At 68.9% G+C, this 22,941-nt stretch carries 28 protein-coding genes and 1 tRNA gene; 15 read left to right on the forward strand and 14 right to left on the reverse strand.

The features are described from left to right. Positions 1-24 precede the first annotated feature (24 nt). Positions 25-213, reverse strand: a complete 189-nt coding sequence (locus EV651_RS40295) for a hypothetical protein (RefSeq protein WP_133791379.1) — start codon at positions 211-213, stop codon at positions 25-27. Between the two features lie 104 nt (positions 214-317). On the opposite strand from EV651_RS40295, the gene EV651_RS42855 reads away from it, so the two are divergent. Beyond that, positions 318-938, forward strand: coding sequence for a hypothetical protein (locus EV651_RS42855; protein WP_238157530.1), 621 nt, complete (start codon positions 318-320; stop codon positions 936-938). Further along, entirely contained in the window at positions 848-1,618 is a 771-nt protein-coding gene (locus EV651_RS42860; RefSeq protein ID WP_238157532.1) for a hypothetical protein, read from the forward strand. The genes EV651_RS42855 and EV651_RS42860 overlap by 91 nt, the downstream gene beginning before the upstream one ends. Positions 1,619-1,792: 174 nt before the next feature. On the opposite strand, the gene EV651_RS40305 is transcribed toward EV651_RS42860, so the two are convergent. Continuing rightward, positions 1,793-1,878: transfer RNA gene (locus EV651_RS40305), tRNA-Leu, on the reverse strand. Positions 1,879-1,994: 116 nt separating this feature from the next. Between EV651_RS40305 and EV651_RS40310 the strand changes: the two genes are divergently transcribed. After that, the gene (locus tag EV651_RS40310; protein WP_133791381.1) at positions 1,995-2,483 is read left to right on the forward strand and encodes a VOC family protein; all 489 of its coding nucleotides are present in this window, start codon (positions 1,995-1,997) and stop codon (positions 2,481-2,483) included. On the opposite strand, the gene EV651_RS40315 is transcribed toward EV651_RS40310, so the two are convergent. The 3 genes from EV651_RS40315 to EV651_RS40325 are packed head-to-tail and all read right to left on the reverse strand — an operon-like array spanning position 2,469 to position 4,052. Further along, positions 2,469-3,146, reverse strand: coding sequence for an endonuclease V (locus EV651_RS40315; protein ID WP_133791383.1), 678 nt, complete (start codon positions 3,144-3,146; stop codon positions 2,469-2,471). The genes EV651_RS40310 and EV651_RS40315 overlap by 15 nt on opposite strands. Further along, positions 3,143-3,808 carry a dienelactone hydrolase family protein gene (locus EV651_RS40320; RefSeq protein WP_133791385.1) on the reverse strand — a complete coding sequence of 222 codons (666 nt, stop codon included), beginning with the start codon at positions 3,806-3,808 and terminating at the stop codon, positions 3,143-3,145. The genes EV651_RS40315 and EV651_RS40320 overlap by 4 nt, the downstream gene beginning before the upstream one ends. Beyond that, positions 3,798-4,052, reverse strand: coding sequence for a hypothetical protein (locus tag EV651_RS40325; RefSeq protein WP_133791387.1), 255 nt, complete (start codon positions 4,050-4,052; stop codon positions 3,798-3,800). Before EV651_RS40325 ends, EV651_RS40320 begins: the two co-directional genes overlap by 11 nt. A 78-nt stretch (positions 4,053-4,130) precedes the next feature. Between EV651_RS40325 and EV651_RS40330 the strand changes: the two genes are divergently transcribed. From EV651_RS40330 to EV651_RS40345, 4 genes are read left to right on the forward strand one after another with little or no spacing between them, the layout of a single operon-like run. Further along, positions 4,131-4,823 (forward strand): hypothetical protein, encoded by a 693-nt coding sequence (locus EV651_RS40330; protein WP_133791389.1) that lies wholly within the window; start codon positions 4,131-4,133, stop codon positions 4,821-4,823. 9 nt (positions 4,824-4,832) lie between these two features. Continuing rightward, positions 4,833-5,363, forward strand: coding sequence for a DUF6529 family protein (locus tag EV651_RS40335; protein ID WP_133791391.1), 531 nt, complete (start codon positions 4,833-4,835; stop codon positions 5,361-5,363). Between the two features lie 11 nt (positions 5,364-5,374). Continuing rightward, on the forward strand, positions 5,375-5,770 hold the full coding sequence (locus EV651_RS40340) for a Rieske (2Fe-2S) protein (protein ID WP_133791393.1): 396 nt from the start codon (positions 5,375-5,377) through the stop codon (positions 5,768-5,770). A gap of 38 nt (positions 5,771-5,808) precedes the next feature. Further along, complete coding sequence (locus tag EV651_RS40345; protein WP_133791395.1) at positions 5,809-7,134, forward strand: M20/M25/M40 family metallo-hydrolase; 1,326 nt, start codon at positions 5,809-5,811, stop codon at positions 7,132-7,134. Between the two features lie 16 nt (positions 7,135-7,150). Here the strand turns inward: EV651_RS40345 and EV651_RS40350 are convergent, their stop codons facing one another. Beyond that, entirely contained in the window at positions 7,151-9,592 is a 2,442-nt protein-coding gene (locus EV651_RS40350) for a glycosyl hydrolase (RefSeq protein WP_133791397.1), read from the reverse strand. A 72-nt stretch (positions 9,593-9,664) separates the two neighbouring features. Further along, complete coding sequence (locus EV651_RS40355; RefSeq protein ID WP_133791399.1) at positions 9,665-10,525, reverse strand: LysR family transcriptional regulator; 861 nt, start codon at positions 10,523-10,525, stop codon at positions 9,665-9,667. A gap of 73 nt (positions 10,526-10,598) precedes the next feature. Between EV651_RS40355 and EV651_RS40360 the strand changes: the two genes are divergently transcribed. Next, positions 10,599-11,804, forward strand: a complete 1,206-nt coding sequence (locus tag EV651_RS40360; protein WP_133791402.1) for an MFS transporter — start codon at positions 10,599-10,601, stop codon at positions 11,802-11,804. Continuing rightward, complete coding sequence (locus EV651_RS40365; RefSeq protein WP_133791404.1) at positions 11,764-12,504, forward strand: N-acetyltransferase; 741 nt, start codon at positions 11,764-11,766, stop codon at positions 12,502-12,504. The genes EV651_RS40360 and EV651_RS40365 overlap by 41 nt, the downstream gene beginning before the upstream one ends. Before the next feature lie 7 nt (positions 12,505-12,511). On the opposite strand, the gene EV651_RS40370 is transcribed toward EV651_RS40365, so the two are convergent. From EV651_RS40370 to EV651_RS40390, 5 genes are all read right to left on the reverse strand, one after another. Beyond that, positions 12,512-13,330 carry an ABC transporter permease gene (locus EV651_RS40370; protein ID WP_133791406.1) on the reverse strand — a complete coding sequence of 273 codons (819 nt, stop codon included), beginning with the start codon at positions 13,328-13,330 and terminating at the stop codon, positions 12,512-12,514. Next, complete coding sequence (locus tag EV651_RS40375; RefSeq protein ID WP_133791408.1) at positions 13,290-14,105, reverse strand: ABC transporter ATP-binding protein; 816 nt, start codon at positions 14,103-14,105, stop codon at positions 13,290-13,292. Before EV651_RS40375 ends, EV651_RS40370 begins: the two co-directional genes overlap by 41 nt. Then, positions 14,102-14,569: a MarR family winged helix-turn-helix transcriptional regulator gene (locus tag EV651_RS40380; protein ID WP_133791410.1), complete on the reverse strand. Its 468-nt coding sequence runs from the start codon at positions 14,567-14,569 to the stop codon at positions 14,102-14,104. The genes EV651_RS40375 and EV651_RS40380 overlap by 4 nt, the downstream gene beginning before the upstream one ends. 82 nt (positions 14,570-14,651) lie before the next feature. Beyond that, complete coding sequence (locus tag EV651_RS40385) at positions 14,652-14,837, reverse strand: DUF5703 family protein (RefSeq protein ID WP_130385444.1); 186 nt, start codon at positions 14,835-14,837, stop codon at positions 14,652-14,654. A 23-nt stretch (positions 14,838-14,860) separates the two neighbouring features. After that, positions 14,861-15,802 carry an aldo/keto reductase gene (locus EV651_RS40390; protein WP_133791412.1) on the reverse strand — a complete coding sequence of 314 codons (942 nt, stop codon included), beginning with the start codon at positions 15,800-15,802 and terminating at the stop codon, positions 14,861-14,863. 51 nt (positions 15,803-15,853) lie between these two features. Here EV651_RS40390 and EV651_RS40395 point away from each other — a divergent pair, with 51 nt between their 5' ends. After that, positions 15,854-16,906 carry an LLM class F420-dependent oxidoreductase gene (locus EV651_RS40395; RefSeq protein ID WP_133791414.1) on the forward strand — a complete coding sequence of 351 codons (1,053 nt, stop codon included), beginning with the start codon at positions 15,854-15,856 and terminating at the stop codon, positions 16,904-16,906. Then, positions 16,906-17,733 (forward strand): undecaprenyl-diphosphate phosphatase, encoded by an 828-nt coding sequence (locus EV651_RS40400; RefSeq protein WP_133791416.1) that lies wholly within the window; start codon positions 16,906-16,908, stop codon positions 17,731-17,733. The genes EV651_RS40395 and EV651_RS40400 overlap by 1 nt, the downstream gene beginning before the upstream one ends. 3 nt (positions 17,734-17,736) lie before the next feature. Here the strand turns inward: EV651_RS40400 and corA are convergent, their stop codons facing one another. Beyond that, positions 17,737-18,708: a magnesium/cobalt transporter CorA gene (gene corA / locus EV651_RS40405; protein ID WP_238157531.1), complete on the reverse strand. Its 972-nt coding sequence runs from the start codon at positions 18,706-18,708 to the stop codon at positions 17,737-17,739. 49 nt (positions 18,709-18,757) lie between these two features. Between corA and EV651_RS40410 the strand changes: the two genes are divergently transcribed. The 3 genes from EV651_RS40410 to EV651_RS40420 are packed head-to-tail and all read left to right on the forward strand — an operon-like array spanning position 18,758 to position 20,833. Continuing rightward, positions 18,758-19,453, forward strand: a complete 696-nt coding sequence (locus tag EV651_RS40410; protein ID WP_133791420.1) for a histidine phosphatase family protein — start codon at positions 18,758-18,760, stop codon at positions 19,451-19,453. A gap of 13 nt (positions 19,454-19,466) precedes the next feature. Then, entirely contained in the window at positions 19,467-20,042 is a 576-nt protein-coding gene (locus EV651_RS40415) for a DUF3090 domain-containing protein (protein ID WP_133791422.1), read from the forward strand. Then, positions 20,042-20,833: an SCO1664 family protein gene (locus EV651_RS40420; protein WP_133791430.1), complete on the forward strand. Its 792-nt coding sequence runs from the start codon at positions 20,042-20,044 to the stop codon at positions 20,831-20,833. The genes EV651_RS40415 and EV651_RS40420 overlap by 1 nt, the downstream gene beginning before the upstream one ends. On the opposite strand, the gene EV651_RS40425 is transcribed toward EV651_RS40420, so the two are convergent. Further along, positions 20,830-21,528 carry a DUF6882 domain-containing protein gene (locus EV651_RS40425; RefSeq protein ID WP_133791424.1) on the reverse strand — a complete coding sequence of 233 codons (699 nt, stop codon included), beginning with the start codon at positions 21,526-21,528 and terminating at the stop codon, positions 20,830-20,832. The genes EV651_RS40420 and EV651_RS40425 overlap by 4 nt on opposite strands. A 102-nt stretch (positions 21,529-21,630) precedes the next feature. On the opposite strand from EV651_RS40425, the gene mshC reads away from it, so the two are divergent. Beyond that, positions 21,631-22,851 carry a cysteine--1-D-myo-inosityl 2-amino-2-deoxy-alpha-D-glucopyranoside ligase gene (mshC, locus tag EV651_RS40430; RefSeq protein ID WP_133791426.1) on the forward strand — a complete coding sequence of 407 codons (1,221 nt, stop codon included), beginning with the start codon at positions 21,631-21,633 and terminating at the stop codon, positions 22,849-22,851. Positions 22,852-22,941: the final 90 nt, after the last annotated feature.

Genomic DNA, 22,941 nt, shown 5'->3' on the forward strand with positions numbered 1-22,941 from the left:
ACACCGTCCAGGCCACACTGCCCCTCACGAGTCGGCACCGAGCGCATTGAGGAGGCGGTCCCTGCTCAGACCCAGCCGGAACAGCAGCGCGGCGTCCGCGGGATCGTCCAGGTCGATCCGATCGGGCAAGCCGCCGGCCAATGCCTCGGCAACGTCGGCTCCGAATGCACGGCGAATGATTCCGAGGGCCTCGGGCTTGGTGTAGATCGCCATGATTGCCTCGCTTTCACAAGGGTTCCGGGGGTGGGCGCTACTTGGTGAGGAAGGCCAGGAGCGCGCGTCGAATACGTCACCGGCAAGCCAGGGAAGTAGGAGTCATGAGAGACCTCGATGCCCTGATCAAGGCCTATGACATCCGCGGCACCGTCCCGGACCAGCTCGACGCCGAACTGGCCTTCCAGATCGGCGCCGCCTTCGCGTACCAGCTCGGTGCGGAACTGGTGGCCGTCGGACATGACATGCGCATATCGTCGCCTGAGCTGGCCGCCGGCTTCGCAGCCGGCGTCAACAGCCGCGGGACCGATGTACTCGCGGTCGAGCTGGCCTCCACCGACCTGCTCTACTTCGCCTCAGGCATCCGCAATGTGCCTGGCGCGATGATCACTGCCAGCCACAATCCGCCTGCTTACAACGGCATCAAACTCTGCCGCGCCGCAGCGGCACCCGTCGGGCAGGACACCGGCCTCGCCGAAATCAGGACCCTGTTGGAGACCGGGCTGCCGAAATACGACGGTCCGACCGGAACCTTGCAGTCCGAGGACCTGCTGCCCTCGTACTCCGAGTACCTCCACGGCCTGGTCGACCTCGACGGCCTCCGGCGGTTGCCGTCCGCCAGCACCAAGCAGACATCGGCCTCGCCTTCGACGGCGACGCCGATCGCTGCTTCTTCGTCGATGAGAACGGCGATGCCGTATCCCCGAACGACATCATCAGCCTGATTGCCACGCGTGAACTGATCCGGCATCCCGGCTCGGCGATCGTCTACAACGTCGTCACCAGCAAAGCTGTGGCCGAGCAGATCACCGAGCACGGCGGCAAACCCATCCGCACCCGCGTCGGACATTCGTTCATCAAGCAGGTCATGGCCGACTACGACGCAGTGTTCGGTGGGGAACACTGCGGCCACTACTACTTCCGTCACTTCTGGCGTGCTGACACCGGCATGCTGGCCGCGCTGCACGTGCTGGCCGCTCTAGGGCAAACCGACCAGCCCTTGTCAGCGCTGGCAGCCCAGTTCTCAAGGTACGTTGTCAGCGGCGAGGTCAACCGCACGATCGCACGTCCCCTTTGGCTGTTTCTGGTGTTTGACAACCTTGCCGCGCGCCGCAGGCGGAGATGGTTCGGTCGCGGCAGCCGGCACCCCCGGCGATCGTGCCGGTTGAGACGTTTACCGCTGCGCAGCTCGCGCAGCGGAAGCGGAAGTCAGGCGGTAAGTCCTCCTGGTCGTCCGTGGATCGACGGCGGATCTCGCGGAAGCGCGTGTACATGTATCGGGGCCGGATCAGGTGTGGCATCTGTGTCCGGACGATGGAGGGCGCTGCACGCCGCGAAGACACAATCTACGGGTCAGCGACCGCACTGGCTCATCCGCGGCAGATCTACCTCCGCGAGGATCTGATCACTCCGCACGTCAACCGGTGGATCGGCAGGTCGCGCGGGCCCTGGACTCTGCCGAGCCGGAGGAGCTGAGTGAGCTCTACTCGTCGCTTCGACTGTCGCTGACGTATCGCCACACCGAGCAGGCACTCGATGTAGAGGTCGACCCTTTGGCCGACCGTGTGGATAAGTACCGTGTCCGAGGGGGGACTTGAACCCCCACGCCCCGCGAAGGGCACTAGCACCTCAAGCTAGCGCGTCTGCCTATTCCGCCACCCGGACGAGTGGTCTGCACTGCCGGAGCGGTGCTGACCGGAGAACAGTAGCAAACTCCAGGGGTGGAATTCACATCGGGCGGACCGGGGTGTCTGATGGGGCTGGACGAAGGGTGGGTGGAGATGACGGAGATCGATCTGTCGGCCGTTGAAGCGGAGCGTGAGCGGCTGCGTACGGCGTACTTGAAGGGTGGAGTCGCGTCTTCGGCACGTGGCCTGCATCACACTGCGTTACTGTGCGCGGACGTCGAACGGACGGTGCGGTTCTACCAGGAGGTGCTGGGATTCCCGCTGACCGAGATGGTCGGGAACCGGGACTACGAGGGCTCGACGCACTTCTTCTTCGACATCGGGAACGGGAACCTGCTGGCGTTCTTCGACTTCCCGGGGCTGGACCTCGGGCCGTACGCCGAGGTCCTCGGCGGACTGCACCACCTGGCGATCTCGGTGGAACCCGGGCAGTGGGAGCGGCTGAAGGCGAGCCTGACTGAGCACAACGTCGAGTTCCAGGAGGAGAGCGGTACGTCGATCTACTTCCGCGACCCCGACGGCGCCCGGATCGAACTGATCTCCGACCCGCTCGGCGAGATGTACGGCCTAAAGGTCCTCTGATCCCCGAGCACGGCGGGCGAATCGGCGGGCCTCCCGGAGAGGTTCGGGTGTCCGGTGTCCGGCGAGGGACGCTGTCACGATCCGGATCGCCGTCGACAGGTTGGTTCGCCAACCGGGGTGTACCACGAGCGGCCGAGTGCCCTTCCGCGTCCGGAGCCAGGTCGCGACCTGGTCGGTGCCGATCGTCAACGGCGAGGTCGCGCCACGCTCGTCGACCGGCCAATCGCCGGAGGCGGTCAACGGGCGGTGGGTCACACCGACCGTTGGAAGGTCCAGTACGGCGCCGAGTTGCAGAGCCAGCCCGGCCTGTCGTGGGTGATCGCGCCCGGTCGCGTCGACGAGCAGGACGTCCGGTCTGGGGTGGAGCCGTCGTACGGCGTCGTCCCACAACGGACCCAGCCGGAGGGCCAGCAGTCCGGGGAGGTAAGGGCCCGACGCGTGATCGGTCGCAAGCTCCATTGCGATGACCTGACGGCCGTCGAGGACGACGGCGCCGGTCCACGCTCGGTCGGCGGCCGAGCCTGGGCCGACCAGGCCGCGTGGGAAACAGGTCCAGACTCCGCCGATGAGAAATCGCTCCGGGGGAGTCCACAGCTCGGGTTGCGTACGGGCGAGCTTCTGCTGCCGCGCGATCAGTTCGGTGGGTTCGGTCGGCCAGGTCATAGGTGGGCGCGGAACCAGTCGCGGGCCAGCTCGGCGACGCGTTCGAGGGTGCCCGGTTCGGTGAAGAGATGGGTGGCTCCGGCAACGATCTCGAGCCGGTTGGTACAACGCAATCGCTGCTGGGCCTCACGATTGAGCCTGAGTACGTCGGCGTCGAGCTCGCCGACCACCAGTAGCGTGGGCGCCGTGACGGACCCGAGCTGCGGGCCGGCCAGGTCGACACGCCCGCCCCGCGACACGACGGCGCCCACGTCACTCGCGCGGCCAAGCCCACCGTCACCCACGCCGTCACCCAAGCCACTGCCTGCGGACCACACCGCGGCGGCCCCGCCGGTGCTGGCACCGAAATATCCGACCGGGAGATCGCCGAGGCCGGGGCGCTGCCGGGCCCACCCGTGAGCCGCCGTCAATCGCTCGGCCAGTAGCGGGATGTCGAAGACGTTCCGGCGATCCCGGGCCTCCTCCGGGGTCAGGAGGTCGAACAGAAGGGTGCCGAGTCCGGACCGGTCGAGGACCTGAGCGACGTACTTGTTGCGAGGACTGTGCCGGCTGCTGTCGCTCCCATGCGCGAAAATCACCAACCCGGCGACCGGTGACGGCACGGCCAGTTCCCCGGGCAGTTGTACGCCGCGGGCGTCGACGACGACCTGCTCAACCTTCATGTCCGGCGGGCCGGGATCCGTCGGCGGACGGTTCGCTCGCCGGATGTTCGACGAGGGCGATCACGCGGGCGGAGAGGAAGCGGGCGGTGCGGATCGGCGTACCGGACCGGGTCACCTCGACGACCTCGGTGACGTTGCGGCTGGTGGAGATCTCGACGCGGCGGCCCGCCTTCATGGCCATGATCTCGTACGACGAGACGCCGTTGCCCGTGTCGACGACGATCTCGACCCGATCGCCCTTCATGAATCCAACGTACCCGGATCCCGCCGGACCCGTTGACCGGCCGCGCGCCGGGCGGGATGCTCGTGCCGGGGGGACGAGATGGGGCGGCGCAGTCCACTGGTGACGCTCGCGGCCACGGCCGTGGGCCTCGTCGTCCTGCTCACGGTGAACAGCACGGTCAACAGCACGGGCAACGGCAACACCTACCCCACTCACACCGGTGGCTCCACCCCGACACCGACGGCGACCACCCCGGCTCCGGCGACCGTACCGACAGTCACACCCTCAGCAACACCCTCAGCAACACCAGCGACGACTCCAGCGACGCCCAACCGACCGACAGCTGTGTACGCAGGCAAGACAACGGAGCGCGAAGCCACAGTCGCCATCGCCGTGAAGAACGGGCGAGCCGTGGCCTACGTGTGCGACGGCCGGCGCCTCGAGGCCTGGCTGACCGGGACGTTCCGCGACAACCAGGTCGCCGTGCGGTCGCGCACCGGCGAGCGCCTCATTGCCGCCGTCGCCGCGAAGAGTGCGACCGGCTTTCTCACGCTCCGCGGCCGCACGCTGCGGTTCGCGATCAATGTGGCCGGTCCGCCCGCCGGGCTGTACCGATCGGCGAGCAAGAGCAGGACGATCGGATGGATCGTCTTACCGGACGGCAGTCAGGTGGGCGTCGACAACGACGGTACGCCGGCCCCGGCACCGCGGCTCGACCCGGCGCGCGGGGTCGCCAGTGTCGGCGGCGTACGGGTGACCGCGCAGTCGATCACCGGTGACGAGACGTTCTGAGGAGCGGATGTGACGACGACGCCGGTGCACCGGTTGAGCAGGGTCGGGATCCCACTCGCGGCCGGTACCGCCGCTGCGGTCGCACTCGGCGTCTACGGCCGCCTCCACGATCCCACCGGCGTCGCGATCAACATCGCCGGCTTCTCCAGCTTCCAGGCAGTGAAGACCTGGCTGGCAACTCTCGCTCTCGGACTCGCCGTACTGCAGGTCGTCTCAGCAATCGCCCTGTACAGAGGCCGCGCCAGGCTGGCTCCGGTGCACCGTTGGTCAGGCCGCGCCGCCGTCGCGGTCACCCTCCCGGTCGTCGCGCATTGCCTGTACGCGTTGGGGTTCCAGTACGGCGAACCACGCGTACTGATCCACTCCCTGCTGGGCTGCTTCTTCTACGGCGCCTTCGTCGTCAAGATGCTGACCTTGACCCGAAGGGACGCGCCGTCCTGGCTGCTGCCCGTCGCCGGCGGGGCTGTATTCACCGGCCTGATCGGGCTGTGGCTCACTTCGTCGCTGTGGTTCTTCGCCACATTCGGCGTCATCCGCTGAAGGGACCCGCTGTGGACACACCCAGTCGCCGTACGATCCTCACCGCCGCCGGACTCGCGTCACTGGCCGGGTGTGCGAAGTACGGTGAGCCGAAGGCCACGCCGCCGCCCGCGCCGGCCGAGACCGTGCTCGGCAAGACCGAGGACATCCCGGTCGGCGGCGGGAAGATCTTCGCGCCGCAGCGAGTCGTGGTGACGCAACCGGTCAAGGGCACGTTCAAGGCGTTCAGCTCGATCTGCACGCACCAGAGCTGCCCGGTCGCGAGCGTGTCCGGTGGCACGATCAACTGTGACTGCCACGGCAGCAAGTACTCGATCACCGACGGCTCCGTGAAGGCCGGCCCGGCGCCGCGCCCGCTGCCGCTGGAGCAGATCACTGTCTCCGGCGACGACATCACCCTGACCTGAGTCCGCCTCGGCCTCCCCGGTGGGGGAGGATGGCCCGTATGACGACCTCCAGCGACCGTACGTCGTACGCGCCCGATGCCGAAGTGGTGGAGCTCTGCAGTGAGCTGATCCGGATCGACACCACGAACTACGGGAACGGCAAGAGCAACGGGGAGCGGGTTGCGGCCGAGTACGTCGCGGCGAAGCTGGACGAGGTCGGGATCGAGTCGACGATCTACGAGTCGGAGCCGGGGCGGGCGACGCTGGTCGCGCACTGGGACGGCGAGGACCAGAGTGCGGACCCGCTGCTGGTGCACGGGCACCTGGACGTCGTACCGGCCGACCCGAAGGACTGGAAGGTCGACCCGTTCGCGGGGGAGATCTTCGACGGATGCGTGTGGGGTCGCGGCGCGGTCGACATGAAGGACTTCGACGCGATGGTGCTGTCGGTGGTGCGGGCGCGGCAGCGGGCCGGCGTGAAGCCGCGGCGTCCGGTCCGGCTGGTGTTCACGGCCGACGAGGAAGCCGGCGGCGTGTACGGCGCCCAGTGGCTGATCAACAACCACCCGGACACCGTTGCCGACTGCACCGAAGGCATCGGCGAGGTCGGCGGGTTCTCCATCACGGTCAAGGACGACCTGCGGCTGTACCTGATCGAGACGGCCGAGAAGGGCATGAACTGGATGCGGCTCAAGGCCCGTGGTACGGCGGGACACGGGTCGATGGTCAACACCGACAACGCCGTCACGAACCTGGTCGAGGCGGTCACGCGGATCGGTTCGCACGAGTGGCCCCTTCGCGTCACGCCGACCGTCCGCGAGTTCCTGAAGACGCTCGAGGACGTGCTCGAGGTCGAGCTCGACCCGGAGGACATGACCGCGACGCTGGCGAAGCTGGGCAGCTTCAGCCGGATGTTCGGCGCCACGATCCGCAACACCGCGAACCCGACGATGCTGAACGCCGGCTACAAGGTGAACGTGATCCCCGGCGACGCGGAGGCACACATCGACGGGCGGTTCCTGCCCGGGTACGAGGACGAGTTCTACGCGACCATCGACGAGCTGCTGGGCGACAAGGTGCAGCGCGAGACCGTCGTCACGGACATCGCGCTGGAGACCGAGTTCAGCGGCGGTCTGGTCGAAGCGATGAAGGCGTGCGTGCAGGCCGAGGACGCGCAGAGCAGGTTCGCACCGCTGCTGATGTCGGGCGGCACCGACGCCAAGTCGTGGAGCCGGCTGGGCGTGCGGTGCTTCGGCTTCGTACCGCTGCAGCTGCCGCCGGACCTGGACTTCATGGGCATGTTCCACGGCATCGACGAGCGGGTGCCGACCTCGGCGCTCGAGTTCGGGTCGCGCGTGCTGGACAGGTTCCTCGATCAGGCCTGACGGTCAGGCCTGACGGTCAGGGGTGGCGGATGATCCTCGGCACGGTCAGCAGGCCGGAGTCGAGGTAGTCGGCGGCGTGCTCGATGTGCTGGAGGTCGAACCGCCGCCCGTAGCGCGCGGTCACGTCGGCCGCCGCCTCGAGCAGGTGGTGATCGGCGGAGAGCGCGTTCGCAGCGGTGTTGTGTACGACGATCCGCAGCTCGTTCACGCCCGGTCGCGCGGCGGCCGTGAGGTCGACCTGGTACGGCGGTGCCCAGAGCGATCCGCAATGGGTGTCGTTGAGCCAGATGTCCGCGGCGACTCCAACGGGCGGGGTGATGAGCGCGCGGTACGAGTTGCTCGGGAGGTAGGACTCGCTGTCGGGTGCGACCGGTTCCCCCGCGCCGAAGTCCAACAGCAAGCGGTCGGTGGTCTCCGGGAGTTCGATCGCGGTGCGGTACGTCGCGGAACCCGAGTACGTCGTCAGCGCCGGGTCGTCCTCCCACCGGTGCGGCAGCGTGACCGGGCGACTGTCATTGCCAAAGGCAACCGACCACCCGGTCTGAAGTGCGTGGACCCGTGGGGCCGGAGCGATCGCATCCTCTGCGGGCGTGGTGGTGGGGATCAGGACCGCTGACTCGTAGGGGTGAAGGGTGATGGTCCGGGTGACTGCAATGTCGTCAGAGAGCGCCCTCCAGTGTTCCAGCGACTGGTCGAAGGTGAGGGTGCGGATCTCCGGTCCGGTGTTGGCGACGAAGTAGAAGTCGCCGTCGTCGAGGCGCCGGTGGACCACTCCTACGTCCTGCTGGGGAGTGAGCGGCGGGGCCGGAAGGTTGTCGGCGAGGGTGTCGACGTCGGTGATCACCTTTCCGCCGGCTGCGACGACAGCATCCAGCCAGCGTTGGGTTTCCGGCGGTGTCGTGGTTCCTTCGGGTACGACGACCAGCTGTGCGTCAGCGGGATCGAGTACCTCGAGCGCGTCGTCGTCGATCAGGTCGAAGTCGAGTCCGGCCTCCCGGATCGTTCGGGGAGCGCTCTCTGGGATCAGCCGGCGGGCGACGCGGTAGAGGTTGAGCGGCTCGGCGTGCCCCGTGCGTACGGCGGCGTACGCGTCGGATGCCGGGATGTAGATCTTCACCGGCCGGACCGGCGTGCCCTGCTGGAGCAGCCAGGAGAGACGGTGGAGTGAACGGAAGAGAGCGGTTGCCGAAGGCCACCATGGGTTCCGCTCGTCGAGTGCACCCGCGGCGTAGAAGATCCACCCGAGCCCGGGCCCGTCGGTCGGCGAGTAGGGCCAGCCGTGACCGATGAGCTGGTTGACGCCCGAGAGGAAGTGTTCGTGAGCCTCGCCTTGGAGATCCAGAGGCGTCGCGCGGAACGACGGCGAGTGGACCCAGGTCCACACCTCGGCGGACACGACCGACCGGCCGTAGAGGTTCGCGGCCGACGACGCCCAGCGGGTCTCGGGGATGCGCGTCCATCCCCAGCCTTCGCCTTCGAACAGGTCGGCGTGCCGGTAGCTGCTCATCGTCGCCGGCGGCTCGCCGTAGCTCTGGATCCGGAACGGTACGCCGTGTCCGGCCGCCCATTGCTGGAACACCTTCAGGAAGTTGTCCTCGTACAGCTCCGACAGCGTCCGCCCGAAGTCGATCCGCAGTTGCCGTGAGCCCTCGGTGTCTACGAGCAGTTCGAAGAGCCGCGCCCGCAGCTCGTATCCGCGCCGCTTCACGAACTCGTCGAAGATCCCCGGCGTCCAGTCCCCGCCGTACACCTCGAGGCTGTCGCAGAACACGGACCCGAGGAGCTCCGGCGTGGCCGCGAGCAGCAAGGGTTCGGCGACCTGCCTGATGTGTACCTGAGCGGCGGCGGCCGAGTAGTGGTCGAGCGTCAGTCCCTCGGCTCCCACGGCGGTCCGCTTCACCTGCTGCCCGGTCACGCGCGACGTTGCGATCAGTACCTCGCGCGGCTGACCGCCGGCCGGTACGTGGATGATCCCGTCGCTCACCGGCACCTCGACGTACGACGACGGCGCCCCGGCCGACCCGTCGCTGACGTACGCCGCGACGAACTCGTCACCGGGCCACGCGGCCACGATCGGTACGTCGTACGCGGCGGCACCGATCTCGCGGCGGTCCCAGTGCAACTGCCGTGCCGCGTGCTCGGGCCCGACGTGCGCACCGCCGAACGACCACCCGCTCCCGAGTGTCACGTCGAACCGCAAGCCGAGCCGTCGCGCCGTCCGCGCCGCGTGGCCGACCAGTTCGAGGAACTCGGGCGACCCGAACGGCGCCGTCACCGGTCCCATCGGGTAGACGAACGCGACCTCGGCTCCGCCGAGGCCGGCCGCGGCCATGGCTTCCAGCTCGCGGTCGATTTCGTCTCGCTCGATGGATGGTCCGAACCACCACCAGCGCATCATCGGCCGCCCCTCGGGCGGCGGGTTCCGGAACTGTCGTCGTACGTCGTCGACGGTCGCCATGCTCTTCACCCCACAGCGACCGGCGACCCGCGGTCAACGGCGATGACCACTACCGGTCAGATCGTCCTGAGATTACGAGAGGTTGAGGGTGGCGCGGAGGTGCGGGAGGTGGGTGATCAGGGGCTTGGGCGGGGTGGGGGTGGTGACCACGGAGAGGGTGAGGCGGTAGTGGAAGGGCGCGGGGGTGAGGTGTTCGCCGGGGCGGAGTTCGGTGGCCAGGGCGCTGCGAGGGACGAGGGCCAGGTGGGAGCTGCGGCGGGCCATGGCGACGGTGGTGCTGAGGGTGACGCCGCGGCGCGGGACGGCGCCTTGGGCGGCCAGGCGGGCGTGGATCTCCTCGGAGCCGCGGTCGTACGTGGAGAACGCGATCTGGCGATCTTTCAGGGGTCGGCGGCCGCGGCCGGGTGGGCGGGCGCCGGGCGGTACGAACAGGACCAGTTCGTCGCGGCCGACGCGGCGCGCGGCGGTGCCGCGGGGGAGCGTCATCTGGTCCGCGATGGCGATGAACGCGGCGTCCATGGTGCCCTCGGCGACGCGTTCCACCAGGAAGTGGCCGTGGTCGACCTGCTGCTGGATCTCCAGGTCGGGAAGGTCGGCGTCGAGGACCGGGAACAGGATCGGCGCGAGGCTGGCGAACGTCCCGATCACGAGGCGCTGCGTGACGGCGGCGGCGCGCGTGGCGTCGTACACCTCCTCGAGGTGACCGAGGATGTGGTCGGCACGACGGCTGAGTTCGGCGCCGGCCGCGGTGGGACGGGCGCCGCGGGTGTCGCGCTCGAACAGTCTGGTGCCGCAGAGGCGTTCGAGCCGGGCGAGGCGTTGGGACGCCGAGGGCTGGGAGATGCGGAGTTCGCGGGCCGCAGTGCCGACGGCGCCGGTCCGGGCGACGGCTTGGACCAGTCGCAGGTCCTCGACCGATGGTAATGAGGCCATAGGTTGAGCCTATGGCATGTATGCAAGTCGTGCCGGCTACCTGAGGCGGCGGGAAACGCCAAGAATTCAAGGTATGAAAGCGAGATCCGAGGCGTTGGCGTTGCTGGCGGGAGGCGGTACGGCGGACTTCGCGTTCCGGATCTCTCAGGTCGCCCTGCCTTTGGTGATCCTCCGGGAAACGGGATCGGTGGCGGCGACCGGACTCGTTGCTGGTGCGGCCGGGGTGCCCGTGCTGTTGTCGCCGTGGTGGGCGCGCAAGGCGCGGCAGTGGGTGGACTCGGGGCCGCGGCTTGCGGTCGTCGCGCTGGTGTCCGCGATCGCTCTGGCGTCAGTGCCGGCCGCGGCCGGGCTGGGGATCCTGTCTCCGGAGCTCCTGATCATGAGCGGGTTGCTCCTCGGCTGCGGCGACGCCTTGTCGAACCCGGGACGCTCGGCGTTGCTCGCCGACACCGGCGACCGATGGGGTGCCGGCCGGGCGGTGCAGCTGCTGACCTGGCAAGACGGACTACGCCGCGTGGGGATGCTGATCGGTCCGTCTGTCGGTGCCTTGGCGGTGTCGACTGGCTTGACGAGCGGGTTGTTGTGGGTCGAGGCCGCGACCGTTGCCGGCGCCGGGTTACTGGCGTGCAGCGTCCGGGCCGAGCGTGCGCCCGAAGGTGTGGTGACGCCGTCGATCCGGGGCAGTCTGCGCGGACGGCCCGAGGTCGCGTACGGCTGGGCAGTCCGGGGAACGGGGTGCGTCACCTGGTTCGCGTTCACGTTGGGGCTGTCGGTGCTGGGGGAGGAGCGCGGGCAGCCGGGGATCTACCTGGCGGCGGGAATGACCGGGTACGGCGTCGGGTCGCTCCTCGGGACTGCGGTGTCGTTGGCAGTGGTACGGCGTACCCGGCCGGTGGTGACCGCCTCGATGGCGTGGGCCTGGAGCGGGTTGTGCTGGGTCGGAATGGGCGTGTGGACGACACCGCCCGTGGTCGCCGTGATGGGCGCGCTCTCGGGGGTGACCGTGGTGATCGGGATCGCGGCGATCTCCGTTCTCATCACCCGGTCGTCGGCGGGAGCCGAGCGACGGGCGTTGCTCTCCGGGCAGAGCGTCGTCGTGAACTCCGGGAGTGCGGCCGGGATGCTCGTCGGAGGACCGATCATCGGCGCTGTCGGAGCCGAGATCGCGCTGATCGGATCCGGCCTCGTCACCGCGGCCGTCGCCGTCATGGTCCTGCTTCGGTGCCAGACTGCAGCCCATGTCCGAGATCGTGATCACCACGTTGGCCGAGCGGCCTGAGTACCAGAAGCGGATGGACGAGTTCGCCGACGCGTGGCCGACGTTCATGCACAACGACCCGATCGGAAACGCGTTCATGAGTCAGGTCCCGGTGCACTTCCCGGACCAGTGCGTGGTCGCGACCGAGAACGGCGAACTGGTCGCGCACGGCCGAAGCATTCCGTTCGTGTTCCCGGACGAGAACCGCACCGAGCTACCGGCCGGCGGCTGGGATCGCGTGCTGCACTGGGGTTTCCACGACCTCCGCAACGACCGTACGCCGACTGCCTCGAGCGCCCTGGAGATCCTGATCCGACCGTCCCACCTCGGCCGCGGCCTGTCCCACGCCATGCTCGCGGCAATGCGCGAGGCCGTGAAGGCGAAAGGCCACGCCGCGCTCTACGCCCCGGTCCGACCGAACGGCAAGACCGACGTACACCAGCCGATGACGGAGTACGTCGAGCAACTCCGACCCGACGGCCTGCCGCAGGACCCGTGGCTGCGCGTCCACGTGAAGGCCGGCGCCACGATCGTCCAGGTCGCCCCACACTCGATGGTGATCGCGGGCAGCCTGGACGAGTGGCGCAGCTGGACCGGCCTCCCGTTCGACACCACCGGCGACGTCGTCGTACCCAAGGCTCTCGTCCCCGTCCACGTGGACGTCGAACACAACCACGCGGTCTACGTAGAACCCAATGTCTGGGTCCGCCACGAGCTCTGAACGCGCTCTACCGCGCGAGACGCCCCATGAGAGCGGCAGCCGCGCAGATGCCGGCGACGGCGGCGACGATCAGGACAGTGAAGTCGAGGAGATAGTTGCTGGGCTGGCCGATCAGGAGACCTCGGAGAGCGCTCACTTCGTAGGTCAGCGGGTTGGCGTGTGACAGGGCGCGCAGCCAGCCGGGCATCAGGCTGACCGGATAGAGGGCGTTGGACGCGAAGAACAGCGGCATCGTGATCGCCTGGCCGATGCCCATCAGGCGGTCGCGGCGCAGGACCAGACCGGCGATCGTCATCGAGAGGCAGGAGAAGAACGCAGCGCCGAGGACCACGACCGCGAGAACGGCGAGCAACTTCAGCGGATTCCACGTGAGACTGACGCCGAGCAACGCCGCGACAATGAGAACGACGATCACCTGGGAGATCGTGCGGACGCCGGCCGCGAACGCCTTCCCGGCGACGATCGCCGAACGCGGGGACGGTGTGACCAGCAGCTTCGTGAGAATCCCGGCGTCACGTTCCCAGATGATCTGAATCCCGTAGAAAATGGCCACGAAGAGCGCCGACTGCGCGATGATCCCGGGCGCGAGATAGTCCAGGTACGGGACGTCGCCGGTCGGGATCGCCCGGATCCGGCTGAACGTCTGCCCGAAGATCACCAGCCACAACACCGGCTGGATCGCTCGCGTGAGCAGCTCGGTCCGGTCGTGCCGGAGCTTCTGCAGCTCGATGAGGCAGAACGTTCCGATCCTGGAGAACAGCCGGAGCACGGCTCGCGGCCGCGATTCAACCCATGCGCTGGGCGGTGCGGCGGGTGCCACGGACATCGCGCAGTCCTCCCTTCGCCTGACCTTCGAGGCTCTCGCCGGTGTGGTGCCGGAACACGTCCTCGAGGCTCGCGTTCGGACCGAGCTCGGCCTTCAACTCGTTCGGCGTACCCACGGCGCGCAGCCGGCCGAGGTGCATCAACGCCACGCGGTCGCAGAGGATGTCGGCCTCCTCCATGTAGTGCGTGGTCAGCAGCACGGTCATCCCGTACCGCTCCTGCATCTCCTGCACCCGCGCCCACACCGAGTCCCGCGCCACCGGATCGAGCCCGACCGTCGGCTCGTCCAGCACGAGCAGCGCCGGCCGGTTGACCAGCGCCTGCGCGAGTTCGAGCCGCCGCACCATGCCGCCGGAGTACGTCGACGCGAGCCGGTCGGCCGCATCCGTGAGGTCGACGATCTCCAGGACCTCGTCCACCCGCGCCGCCCGTTCACGCCGCGGTACGTCGAACAGCCGCGCGAACCAGGAAACGTTCTCTCGTCCGGAGAGCGCTCCCTCGATGGACAGCTGTTGCGGGACGTAACCGAGCAGGCGCCGTACGGACATCGCGGCGGTGCGGACGTCGAGGCCGAAGATGCGGACCGTGCCGGACTGGGGCGGATAGAGCGTGTTCAGCACGCGCAGTGTCGTCGTCTTGCCTGCGCCGTTGGGCCCGAGGAGGCCGAAGCATTCGCCGAGGGAGACCGTCAGGTCGAGGTCATCGACCGCAACCTGATCACCGAACCGATGACTCAGCCCGGCGACCTCAACCGCCGGCGGGGGTTCTGCACTCATGCGCCCACCTTCCGTTGCTGGTCTTCCAAGGGGTGCAGGCGTTCGGCCAGTACGGCGAGAACGGGCAGCGCCGATCGCAACGCGTCACGTTCGTCCGTCGTCAGATCGTCGAGCGTCCGGGTGACCAGCGCCGTACGGCGATCGCGCCAGGCCTCGACCTGTTCGCGGGCCGGATCCGTGAGCGTCAACCGCGCGACCCGGCGATCGGACTCGTCGGGAGTGCGCTGCAGGAGCCCGCGCTCTGTGAGCTGGCCGACGAGGGTCGACACCGTGTTCGCGACCAGGCCGAGTTCGGCGGCGGCCTCGGCGACAGAGATGCCCGGATTGCGGCGGACGGTCCGGACCAGCTCGGCCTGGGAGTCGGTCAGTGCGGACAGCGGGAACGGCCGCCCGACGGATCGGCGCAGGTGCCGCCGCACCAGTCCGATGGCCGCGAGCAGCTCCTCGGCGAGAACCTCGGTCACATGATCGAGAATACCTCTGTTGCAGAGATATTGCGCCGGTAGAAAGGCCCAGAACTTCTGGGCCGCTGACGTCAGGCCAGGATCAGAGGGTCCGCATCACGCGGATGATGCGGCGCCGCAACCACACGCGGCGTGAACCGTCGGGATAGCGACGCAGACGGGCCAGCTCCCACCCGCCGTACTCCGCGTGCTCGGTGAGCAGCTTGCGCACCGCACCGCGGGACTCCGTCCTGGACACCTCGAACTGCTGCAGCTCGTACTCGGCCATCCACACCTCCAACAACTACAGCTTCAGGAAACATCCTCCAATGCCGCCGCGATGGCGGGCGGCAATGTGAGCTCCTCCACACCCAGCACAGACTTCAGTTGCAGTGCCGTCCGGGCCCCGACGATGGCCGCCGACACACCCGGCCGGTCCCGCACCCAGGTCAGGGCGACCTCGAGCGGGGTCCAGCCGAGCCCGTCGGCGGCTCGTGCGACCGCTTCCACGATGCCCGAAGCCCGCGCGTCGAGGTAGGGGTCGACGAATCTCGACAGATGTTGAGACGCCGCGCGGGAGTCCGCGGGGATGCCCGTGCGGTACTTCCCGGTCAGCACACCGCGGCCGAGCGGCGACCAGGCGAGGACCCCGATCCCGAGGCCGGCGGCCGCGCGGATGGCGTCGAGCTCGGCGTCCCGGGCGAGCAGCGAGTACTCGACCTGGTTGGAGACCGGGACCGCGCGGCCCGGCCAGGCCTGCTGCCAGGTGACGGCGCGGGCCGCCTTCCAGCCGGCGTAGTTCGAGATGCCGACGTACCGCACCTTGCCGGAGCTGACGGCGTGGTCGAGCGCGGAGAGCGTCTCCTCCAGCGGCACGTCGTCGGACCAGGTGTGCAGCTGCCAGAGGTCGATGTGGTCGACGTTCATCCGGCGCAGCGAGCCCTCGAGATCGCGCAGCAGCGCGCCGCGGGAGGTGTCGGTGATCCGCTCGCCGCGGCGGACGCTGAACCCGGCCTTGGTCGCGATCACCAGGTCGTCGCGGTCCACCACGTCGCCGATCAGCGACCCGATCAGCTGCTCGCTGTCGCCGTCGCCGTACGCCGCGGCGGTGTCGATGAGCGTGCCGCCGGCGGACACGAACGCGGCGAGCTGCTCGCGGGCCTCGTGCTCGTCGGTGTCCCGGCCCCACGACATGGTGCCCAGCCCGAGTCGGCTCACCGCCAGTCCACTGTGACCGAGATAGCGCTGCTGCATGGACCGAGCCTATTGCGGGCCACCGACAACGGCTCGCTAGGCTCGCCAGTCATGCGACTCGGACTCAACATCGGCTTCGTCTACGGCGGCGACGACCATCTGGACCACCTGAGGCTGGTGAAGGAGGCCGAGGCACTCGGTTTCTCGGTCACCTGGGCCGCGGAGGCCTACGGCTCGGACGCGGCGACGCTGCTCAGCTGGATCGCCGCCCAGACGACCACCATCGACGTCGGCGCGGCGGTCTTCCAGATCCCGGCCCGGACGCCGGCGATGACGGCGATGACGGCGGCCACCCTGGACCGGCTGTCGAACGGCCGGTTCCGGCTCGGTCTCGGCGTGTCCGGGCCGCAGGTCTCGGAGGGCTGGCACGGCGTGCGGTTCTCTCAGCCTCTGCTCAGGACCCGTGAGTACGTTGACATCGTGAACGCGGCCCTGCGGCGCGAGACAGTGGCGTACGAGGGCAAGTACTTCACCCTGCCGCTGCCCGACGGGCCGGGCAAGGCGCTGAAACTGACCGTGCGGCCGATCCGCGACCACGTGCCGGTGTACCTGGCCGCGGTCGGCCCGAAGAACCTCGAGCTGGCCGGTGAGATCGCCGACGGCTGGCTCGGGATCCTCAACGACCCAGGCTTCCTTGGAGAGCAGTTGAACCACATCAAGACGGGCCGTGCCGTCCGTCAGCAGGACCTCGACGGTTTCGACGTCGTCGTCACCACCCCGCTGATGACCGGTGCCGACATCCAGGCGGCGGCCGACCCGGTCCGTGGGTACGCCGCCTTGTACATCGGCGGCATGGGCAGCCGGGAGAAGAACTTCTACAACGCGCTCGCGGTCCGGATGGGGTATGCCGAGGAGGCGAAACAGATCCAGGACCTGTACCTGGACAAGAAGCACCGCGAGGCGATGGCCGCCGTACCGTTCGGGTTCCTGGACTCGATCTCGCTGCTCGGGGACAAGGCGCGGATGGCGGACAAGCTGACGGCGTACGCCGAGGCCGGGGCGACGACGGTCGCGCTGACGCCGTTCGCGTCGACGCCTCTGCAGCGGATCGCCGACCTGCGGACCGCCGCCGAGGCTCTGGAGCTGTCCGGAGTCGGCAACTGATGACGATCTGGGACTCCATCATCCTCGGCATCGTCGAGGGCCTGACCGAATTCCTGCCGGTCTCCAGCACCGGGCACCTGACGATCGTGTCGAAGATGCTCGGGCTGAAGATCGACGACCCGTCGATCACCGGGTTCACCGCAGTGATCCAGATCGGGGCGATCGCGGCGGTGGTGCTGTACTTCTGGAAGGACATCCGGCGGATCGCGATCGCCTGGGTCCGAGGGCTCGCGAAACCGGAGTACCGCGGCGAGTTCGACCACCGGATGGGCTGGTACGTGATCGTCGGCTCGCTGCCGATCGTGATCGTCGGCTTCCTGGCCCGGGACCTGATCTCCGGCCCGCTGCGCAGCCTGTGGTGGGTGGCCGGCGCGCTGATCGGGTGGTCGTTCTTCATGGTCGCCGCCGAGCGGCTGGGCTCGAAGGCGCGCCCGCTCACCCGCATCACGCTCGTCGACGCGATCGTGATGGGCGTGGTGCAGTGCCTCGCGCTGATCCCCGGCGTGTCCCGGTCCGGTGCGACGATCTCGGCCGGCCTGTTCCGCGGGCTCGACCGGGTCGCCGCCACCCGGATCGCGTTCCTGCTGGGCATTCCGGCCCTGGTCGGGGCGGGCATCTACGAGTTGAAGGACGCGCTCAACGGCGACGTCGGCGTCGTACCGCTGATCGTCGGCACGGTCGTCAGCTTCGTGGTCGCGTACGCGTCGGTCGCCTGGTTGCTGCGCTTCGTGGCCAAGCACTCCACCGAGGTCTTCGCCTTCTACCGCGTCCTGCTCGGCATCGTGCTCGTCATCCTCCTGGCAACGAGCACGATCACGGCGACCTAGGACCTAGAGCCAGCCGACCTTGCGGAAGAAGCGGTACATGGTGACGCAGACCAGTGCCATCAGCAGCAGGATGGCGTAGTACCCGAAGTGCCAGCGGAGCTCCGGCATGTTGTCGAAGTTCATGCCGTAGATGCCGGCCAGCATGGTCGGTACGGCGGCGATCGCGACCCAGGCGGAGATCTTGCGCATGTCGTCGTTCTGCTGGACCGAGACGCGGGCGAGATGCGCGTTGAGGGCGGACGTGAGCAGGGTGTCGATCGCCTCGGCCTGGTCGGAGACCCGGCTGAGGTGGTCGGCGACGTCGCGGAAGAACGGGCTCGCCTTCGGGCCGAGCCCGGCCATCCCGTGCGCGAACTGCTCCATCGGCTCCCGCAGCGGGTCGATCGCGCGGCGCATCTCCAGCACCTCGCGCTTCAGCCGGTAGATCCGCTCGGCGTCGCTGGTCCGCTCGGGGGAGAACACCGACGACTCGATCTCGTCGACGTCGATCTCGACCTGCTGCGCGACCCGCTCGTAGTCGTCCACGATCGCGTCCGAGATCGCCCAGAGCACCGCGGACGGGCCGTGCCCGAGCATCGAGGCGCGGGCCTCGAGTTCGTGCCGGGTGGTGGCGAGTCCGCCGCCTTCCCCGTGCCGCACGGTCACGACGTACCGCGGTCCGACGAAGGCCGTCACCTGTCCCGTCTCGACGGCGTCGCCCTCGTCGACGTACCAGAGTGTCCGCAGTACGACGAGGAGCGTGTCGCCGAACCGTTCCACCTTGGGTCGCTGGTGGAGCTGCAGCGCGTCCTCGATGGCCAGATCGTGCAGACCGAACAGGTTCTGCACCCGCTCCATCTCGGCGTCCGACGGCTCGTGCAGACCGATCCAGCCGAAGCTGTCGGCGCGCTCGTCGATGGCCTGGGCAACCGTCTCGGGATCCTTGGGCAGGTCCTGCCGCTCCCCGGCGGCGTACACCCCGCAGTCCACGATCACGCCCCCATCATGGCACCACGACTTGTGCCGACGGGATAACGTGCTCCTCATGCCCACCGTGATTCTGGTTCGCCACGGTCGTAGTTCCGCGAACACGTCCGGCACGCTGGCGGGTCGTACGCCGGGCGTGAAGCTGGACGACACCGGCGTACAGCAGGCCGCGGCGGTCGCGCAGCGGCTGGCCGAACTGCCGCTGGCCGCGATCGTCACCTCACCGCTCGAGCGCTGCAAGCAGACCGCCGCCGCGATCGCCAAGCAGCACGACGGGTTGCGTCCGGCAACGGATCGCCGGCTGACCGAGTGCGGGTACGGCGACTGGACCGGGCAGAAGATCGCCACGCTGGCCAAGGACCCGCTGTGGGCCGTCGTGCAGCAGCACCCGTCGGCCGTCACGTTCCCGAACGGCGAGTCGATGCGGGCGATGCAGCAGCGCGGTGTCGACGCCGTCCGGGCGCACGACGCGCTCGTCGCGAAAAGCCACGGGCCCAACGCCATCTGGGTCGCGGTCTCGCACGGCGACGTGATCAAGGCGATCGTCGCGGACGCGCTCGGTCAGCACCTGGACACGTTCCAGCGGATCGTCGTGGACACCGCGTCGACGACGATCATCACCTACACCGCGACCCGCCCGTTCCTGGTCCGGCTGAACGACTCCGGCAGCGAACTGGCGTCGCTGATCCCTAAGCCGTCAGCGAAAGGCAAGCCCAAGAAGCAGTCCTCGGACGCGGTCGTCGGCGGACGTTAGTAGGGTCATAGGTATGGCGCGAGTTGTGCATTCCTTCGACGACCCCGAGCGGTTCGTCGCCGGCACCGTGGGGGAACCCGGTGCGAGGACGTTCTTCCTCCAGGCCCGGGCCGGGCACCGGCTGACGTCGGTGGCGTGCGAGAAGGAACAGGTGATGGCGCTCGCGGAGCGGCTCGACGTGATGCTGGACGAGGTCGCGCGGCGCTTCGACCGCGAGCCGGTCACGCAGACGGCGAGTGACGACACCGCCCCGCTGGAGCAGCCGATCGAGGAGGAGTTCCGGGCCGGCACCATGACGCTGGCGTGGGAGGCCGACGCCGAGCGGGTGGTGATCGAGGTGTTCGCGGTCGTCACCGGCGAGCAGGCCGACCTGGAGGAGACCGACCCGGTCACCGCCGCGATGGACTCCGACGACGCCGAGGTGTTCATCGTCCGGATCACCGAGGAGCAGGCCCGCGCGTTCGCCCGGCGGGCGGTCGCGCTGGTCGCGTCCGGACGCCCGAGCTGCCCGTTCTGCGGCCGGCCGATCGACGCCGACGGCCACATCTGCCCGCGGGCCAACGGCTACCGCAGGCACCTGCCGGAATGATGGTCAACCCCGAGCTCCTCGCTCTAGGGGAGCTGTCGCTGCACGGTCGCCTGGTCGCCGCGTCGAACGGTACGTACCAGGGCTCGGTCAGCCTGGACGGTGAGACCGCCACCGTCGTCTACAAGCCGATCGAGGGGGAGCGGCCCCTGTGGGACTTCCCAGACGGCACCCTCGCCCAGCGCGAGTTCGCGGCGTACGTCGTGTCCGAGGCGCTCGGCTGGTCGGTCGTACCGCCGACACTGTTGCGGGACGGGCCGCTCGGCGAAGGCATGGTCCAGTTGTGGATCGACGAGGCCGAGCTCGGCCCGGGGGAGACCGAGCTGGTCGACATCGTGCCGCAGGGCCGCGTGCCCGACGGGTGGGTCGGTGTCCTGGACGCGCTCGACGGCCGCCACAACCCGGTCACGCTCGTACACGCCGACAACGACGCGTTGCGGCGGATGGCCGTGTTCGACGCCGTGGTCAACAACGCCGACCGCAAGGGCGGCCACGTGCTGAACCCGGGCGACGGCCGGGTGTACGGCGTGGACCACGGCGTCACGTTCAACGCCGACGACAAGCTCCGTACGGTCCTGTGGGGCTGGGCCGGTGAACCCATTCCGCCCGGCCTGCTGGACGACGTACGGCGGCTTGCGGATCAACTGGCTGGTGGCCTCGGGCAACAACTGTGCGAGCTCGTCACCGCCGTCGAGCTGACCGCGACCCGGGAACGCTGCTCGACCCTGCTGAAGACCGGTACCTTTCCGTACCCCAGCGACGAATGGCCCGCGATTCCCTGGCCGGCGTTCTAAGCCTTCGGCTGCACGCCGACGTTGCCGAGCCGGCCCAGTTCGTCGAACTCGACGACGATCGTGCTGCCGTTCGGCGCCGTACCGCGGATCGCGTCCGGGCCCTCGTCGTACTGCAGGCCGAAGTGGTGGAAGTAGCCGCGGACGACCTGCCGGTGATCGGCGGGGAACACGCTGATCGCGGTCATCAGCAGGCGCGGCGTGGCGATCGCGTCGAACCCGGCCTGCGGGAGCTGCTCGTCGGCGACGTGCAGGTACACGTGCCCGCGGCCCTCGTTGATCGCGGTCGACCAGACGCCACGGCCGCCGAGGACGGAGCCGGCGGTGATCGCGAGCGTGATCGCCGCCTGGGCCGGCTGCTCGAAGCCGCTCAGATCCGGGCTGTCGGTGGTGAACTCGCCGATCCCGTGCCGCTCGCCGAACTCACGGATCGCGAGCGTCGGGGCGACCGCGGGCGCGTCCGGCCCGAAGCCCGGGTTCGCCCAGCCCCACAGCCAGGTCCGGTCGAGTTCGGAGAAGCTGCCGAGCAGCGAGATCCCGTGAAGTACGCCACGCTCTCCGCCGAGCGTCCGCGCGTCGAGGTCGGCCTGCAGTGAGTCCGCTCCGACCACGTCGTTGAACAGGTCCTGTTGCTGAATCGCGGCCGCGGCGATCCAGCCGCCGTACGACTGGAGCTCGGGGCTGAAGTCTGTACTCATCGCTCGCGAGGCTATCGGCCGACAGGGTGCACGCCGAGCTCCGGACCAAAGAGTGGAACCGTGTCGCGTCATTGAAAATCGGACTGGCATAAGCTCCGACACATGCAGGCGTGGACGAAACCAGACATCCCGGTCGTATCCGGGCCCGCCCGGCGGCTACGCCTCTACGACACCGCCTCGCGCGGTCTGGTCGAGGTGCCGCCGACCGACGGCGGGACCGCCCGCATGTACGTCTGCGGCATCACGCCGTACGACGCCACCCACATGGGCCACGCCGCGACGTACGTCACGTTCGACCTGATCAACCGCCTCTGGCGGGACGCCGGGTACGACGTCTCGTACACCCAGAACATCACCGACGTCGACGACCCGCTGCTGGAGCGCGCGACCGAGACCGGCGTCGAGTGGACCGACCTCGCGGCGCGGGAGATCCAACTGTTCCGCGACGACATGACCGCGCTGCGGGTGATTCCGCCGCAGCACTACATCGGCGTGGTCGAATCGATCGACCTGGTCGCGAGCGCGGTCGAGGACCTGCGCCGCGCCGGCGCGGTCTACTCCGTCGACGGCGACCTGTACTTCGCCGTGAAGGCCGACCCGGCGTTCGGCGGCGTGTCGAACTACGACCGCGACACGATGCGCGAACTGTTCGCGGAGCGCGGCGGCGACCCGGACCGTGAGGGCAAACAGGACCCGCTGGACAGCCTGCTGTGGCGGCACGAGCGGCCGGGGGAGCCGGCCTGGGACTCGGCGCTCGGGCGCGGCCGGCCGGGGTGGCACGTCGAATGCTCGGCGATCGCGCTGAAGTACCTCGGGATGTCGTTCGACGTCCAGGGCGGTGGCTCGGACCTGATCTTCCCGCACCACGAGATGTCCGCCAGCGGCGCGCAGGTCGCGACGGGGCAGCACCCGTTCGCGCGCGCCTACGTGCATCAGGCGATGGTCGGTCTCGACGGCGAGAAGATGTCGAAGTCCAAGGGCAACCTGGTGCTGGTCTCGAAAGAGCGGCTCGCAGGCGCTGACCCGATGGCGATCCGGCTTGCACTGCTCACGCACCACTACCGGACGGACTGGTTCTGGATGCCGTCCGACCTCACCGATGCGCAGGCGCGACTCGATGTCTGGCGGGGTGCGGTCGGACGCGGCTCCGGGCCGGACGGAGCGGCTGCGGTGGACGCCGTACGGGCGGCACTGACCAACGACCTGGACAGCGCGGGTGCACTGGCTGCCGTGGACGCGTGGGCCGAGGCCGAAGGTGACGACCACGAGGCCCCCGCGCTGATCGCCCAGGCCTGCGATGCGTTGCTGGGTGTGAAGCTCTAGCTACTTCGACCTGAAAAAGTCGCCGCGTGGCGGTGCCTGAGATGGGTGCTGTTGGTGGAGAGGATGGCCTCGAACCCTTGGGCTAGAAGG

Source organism: Kribbella sp. VKM Ac-2571 (genome assembly GCF_004362255.1).
In the GTDB taxonomy this organism is placed as follows: Bacteria; Actinomycetota; Actinomycetes; order Propionibacteriales; family Kribbellaceae; genus Kribbella; species Kribbella pratensis.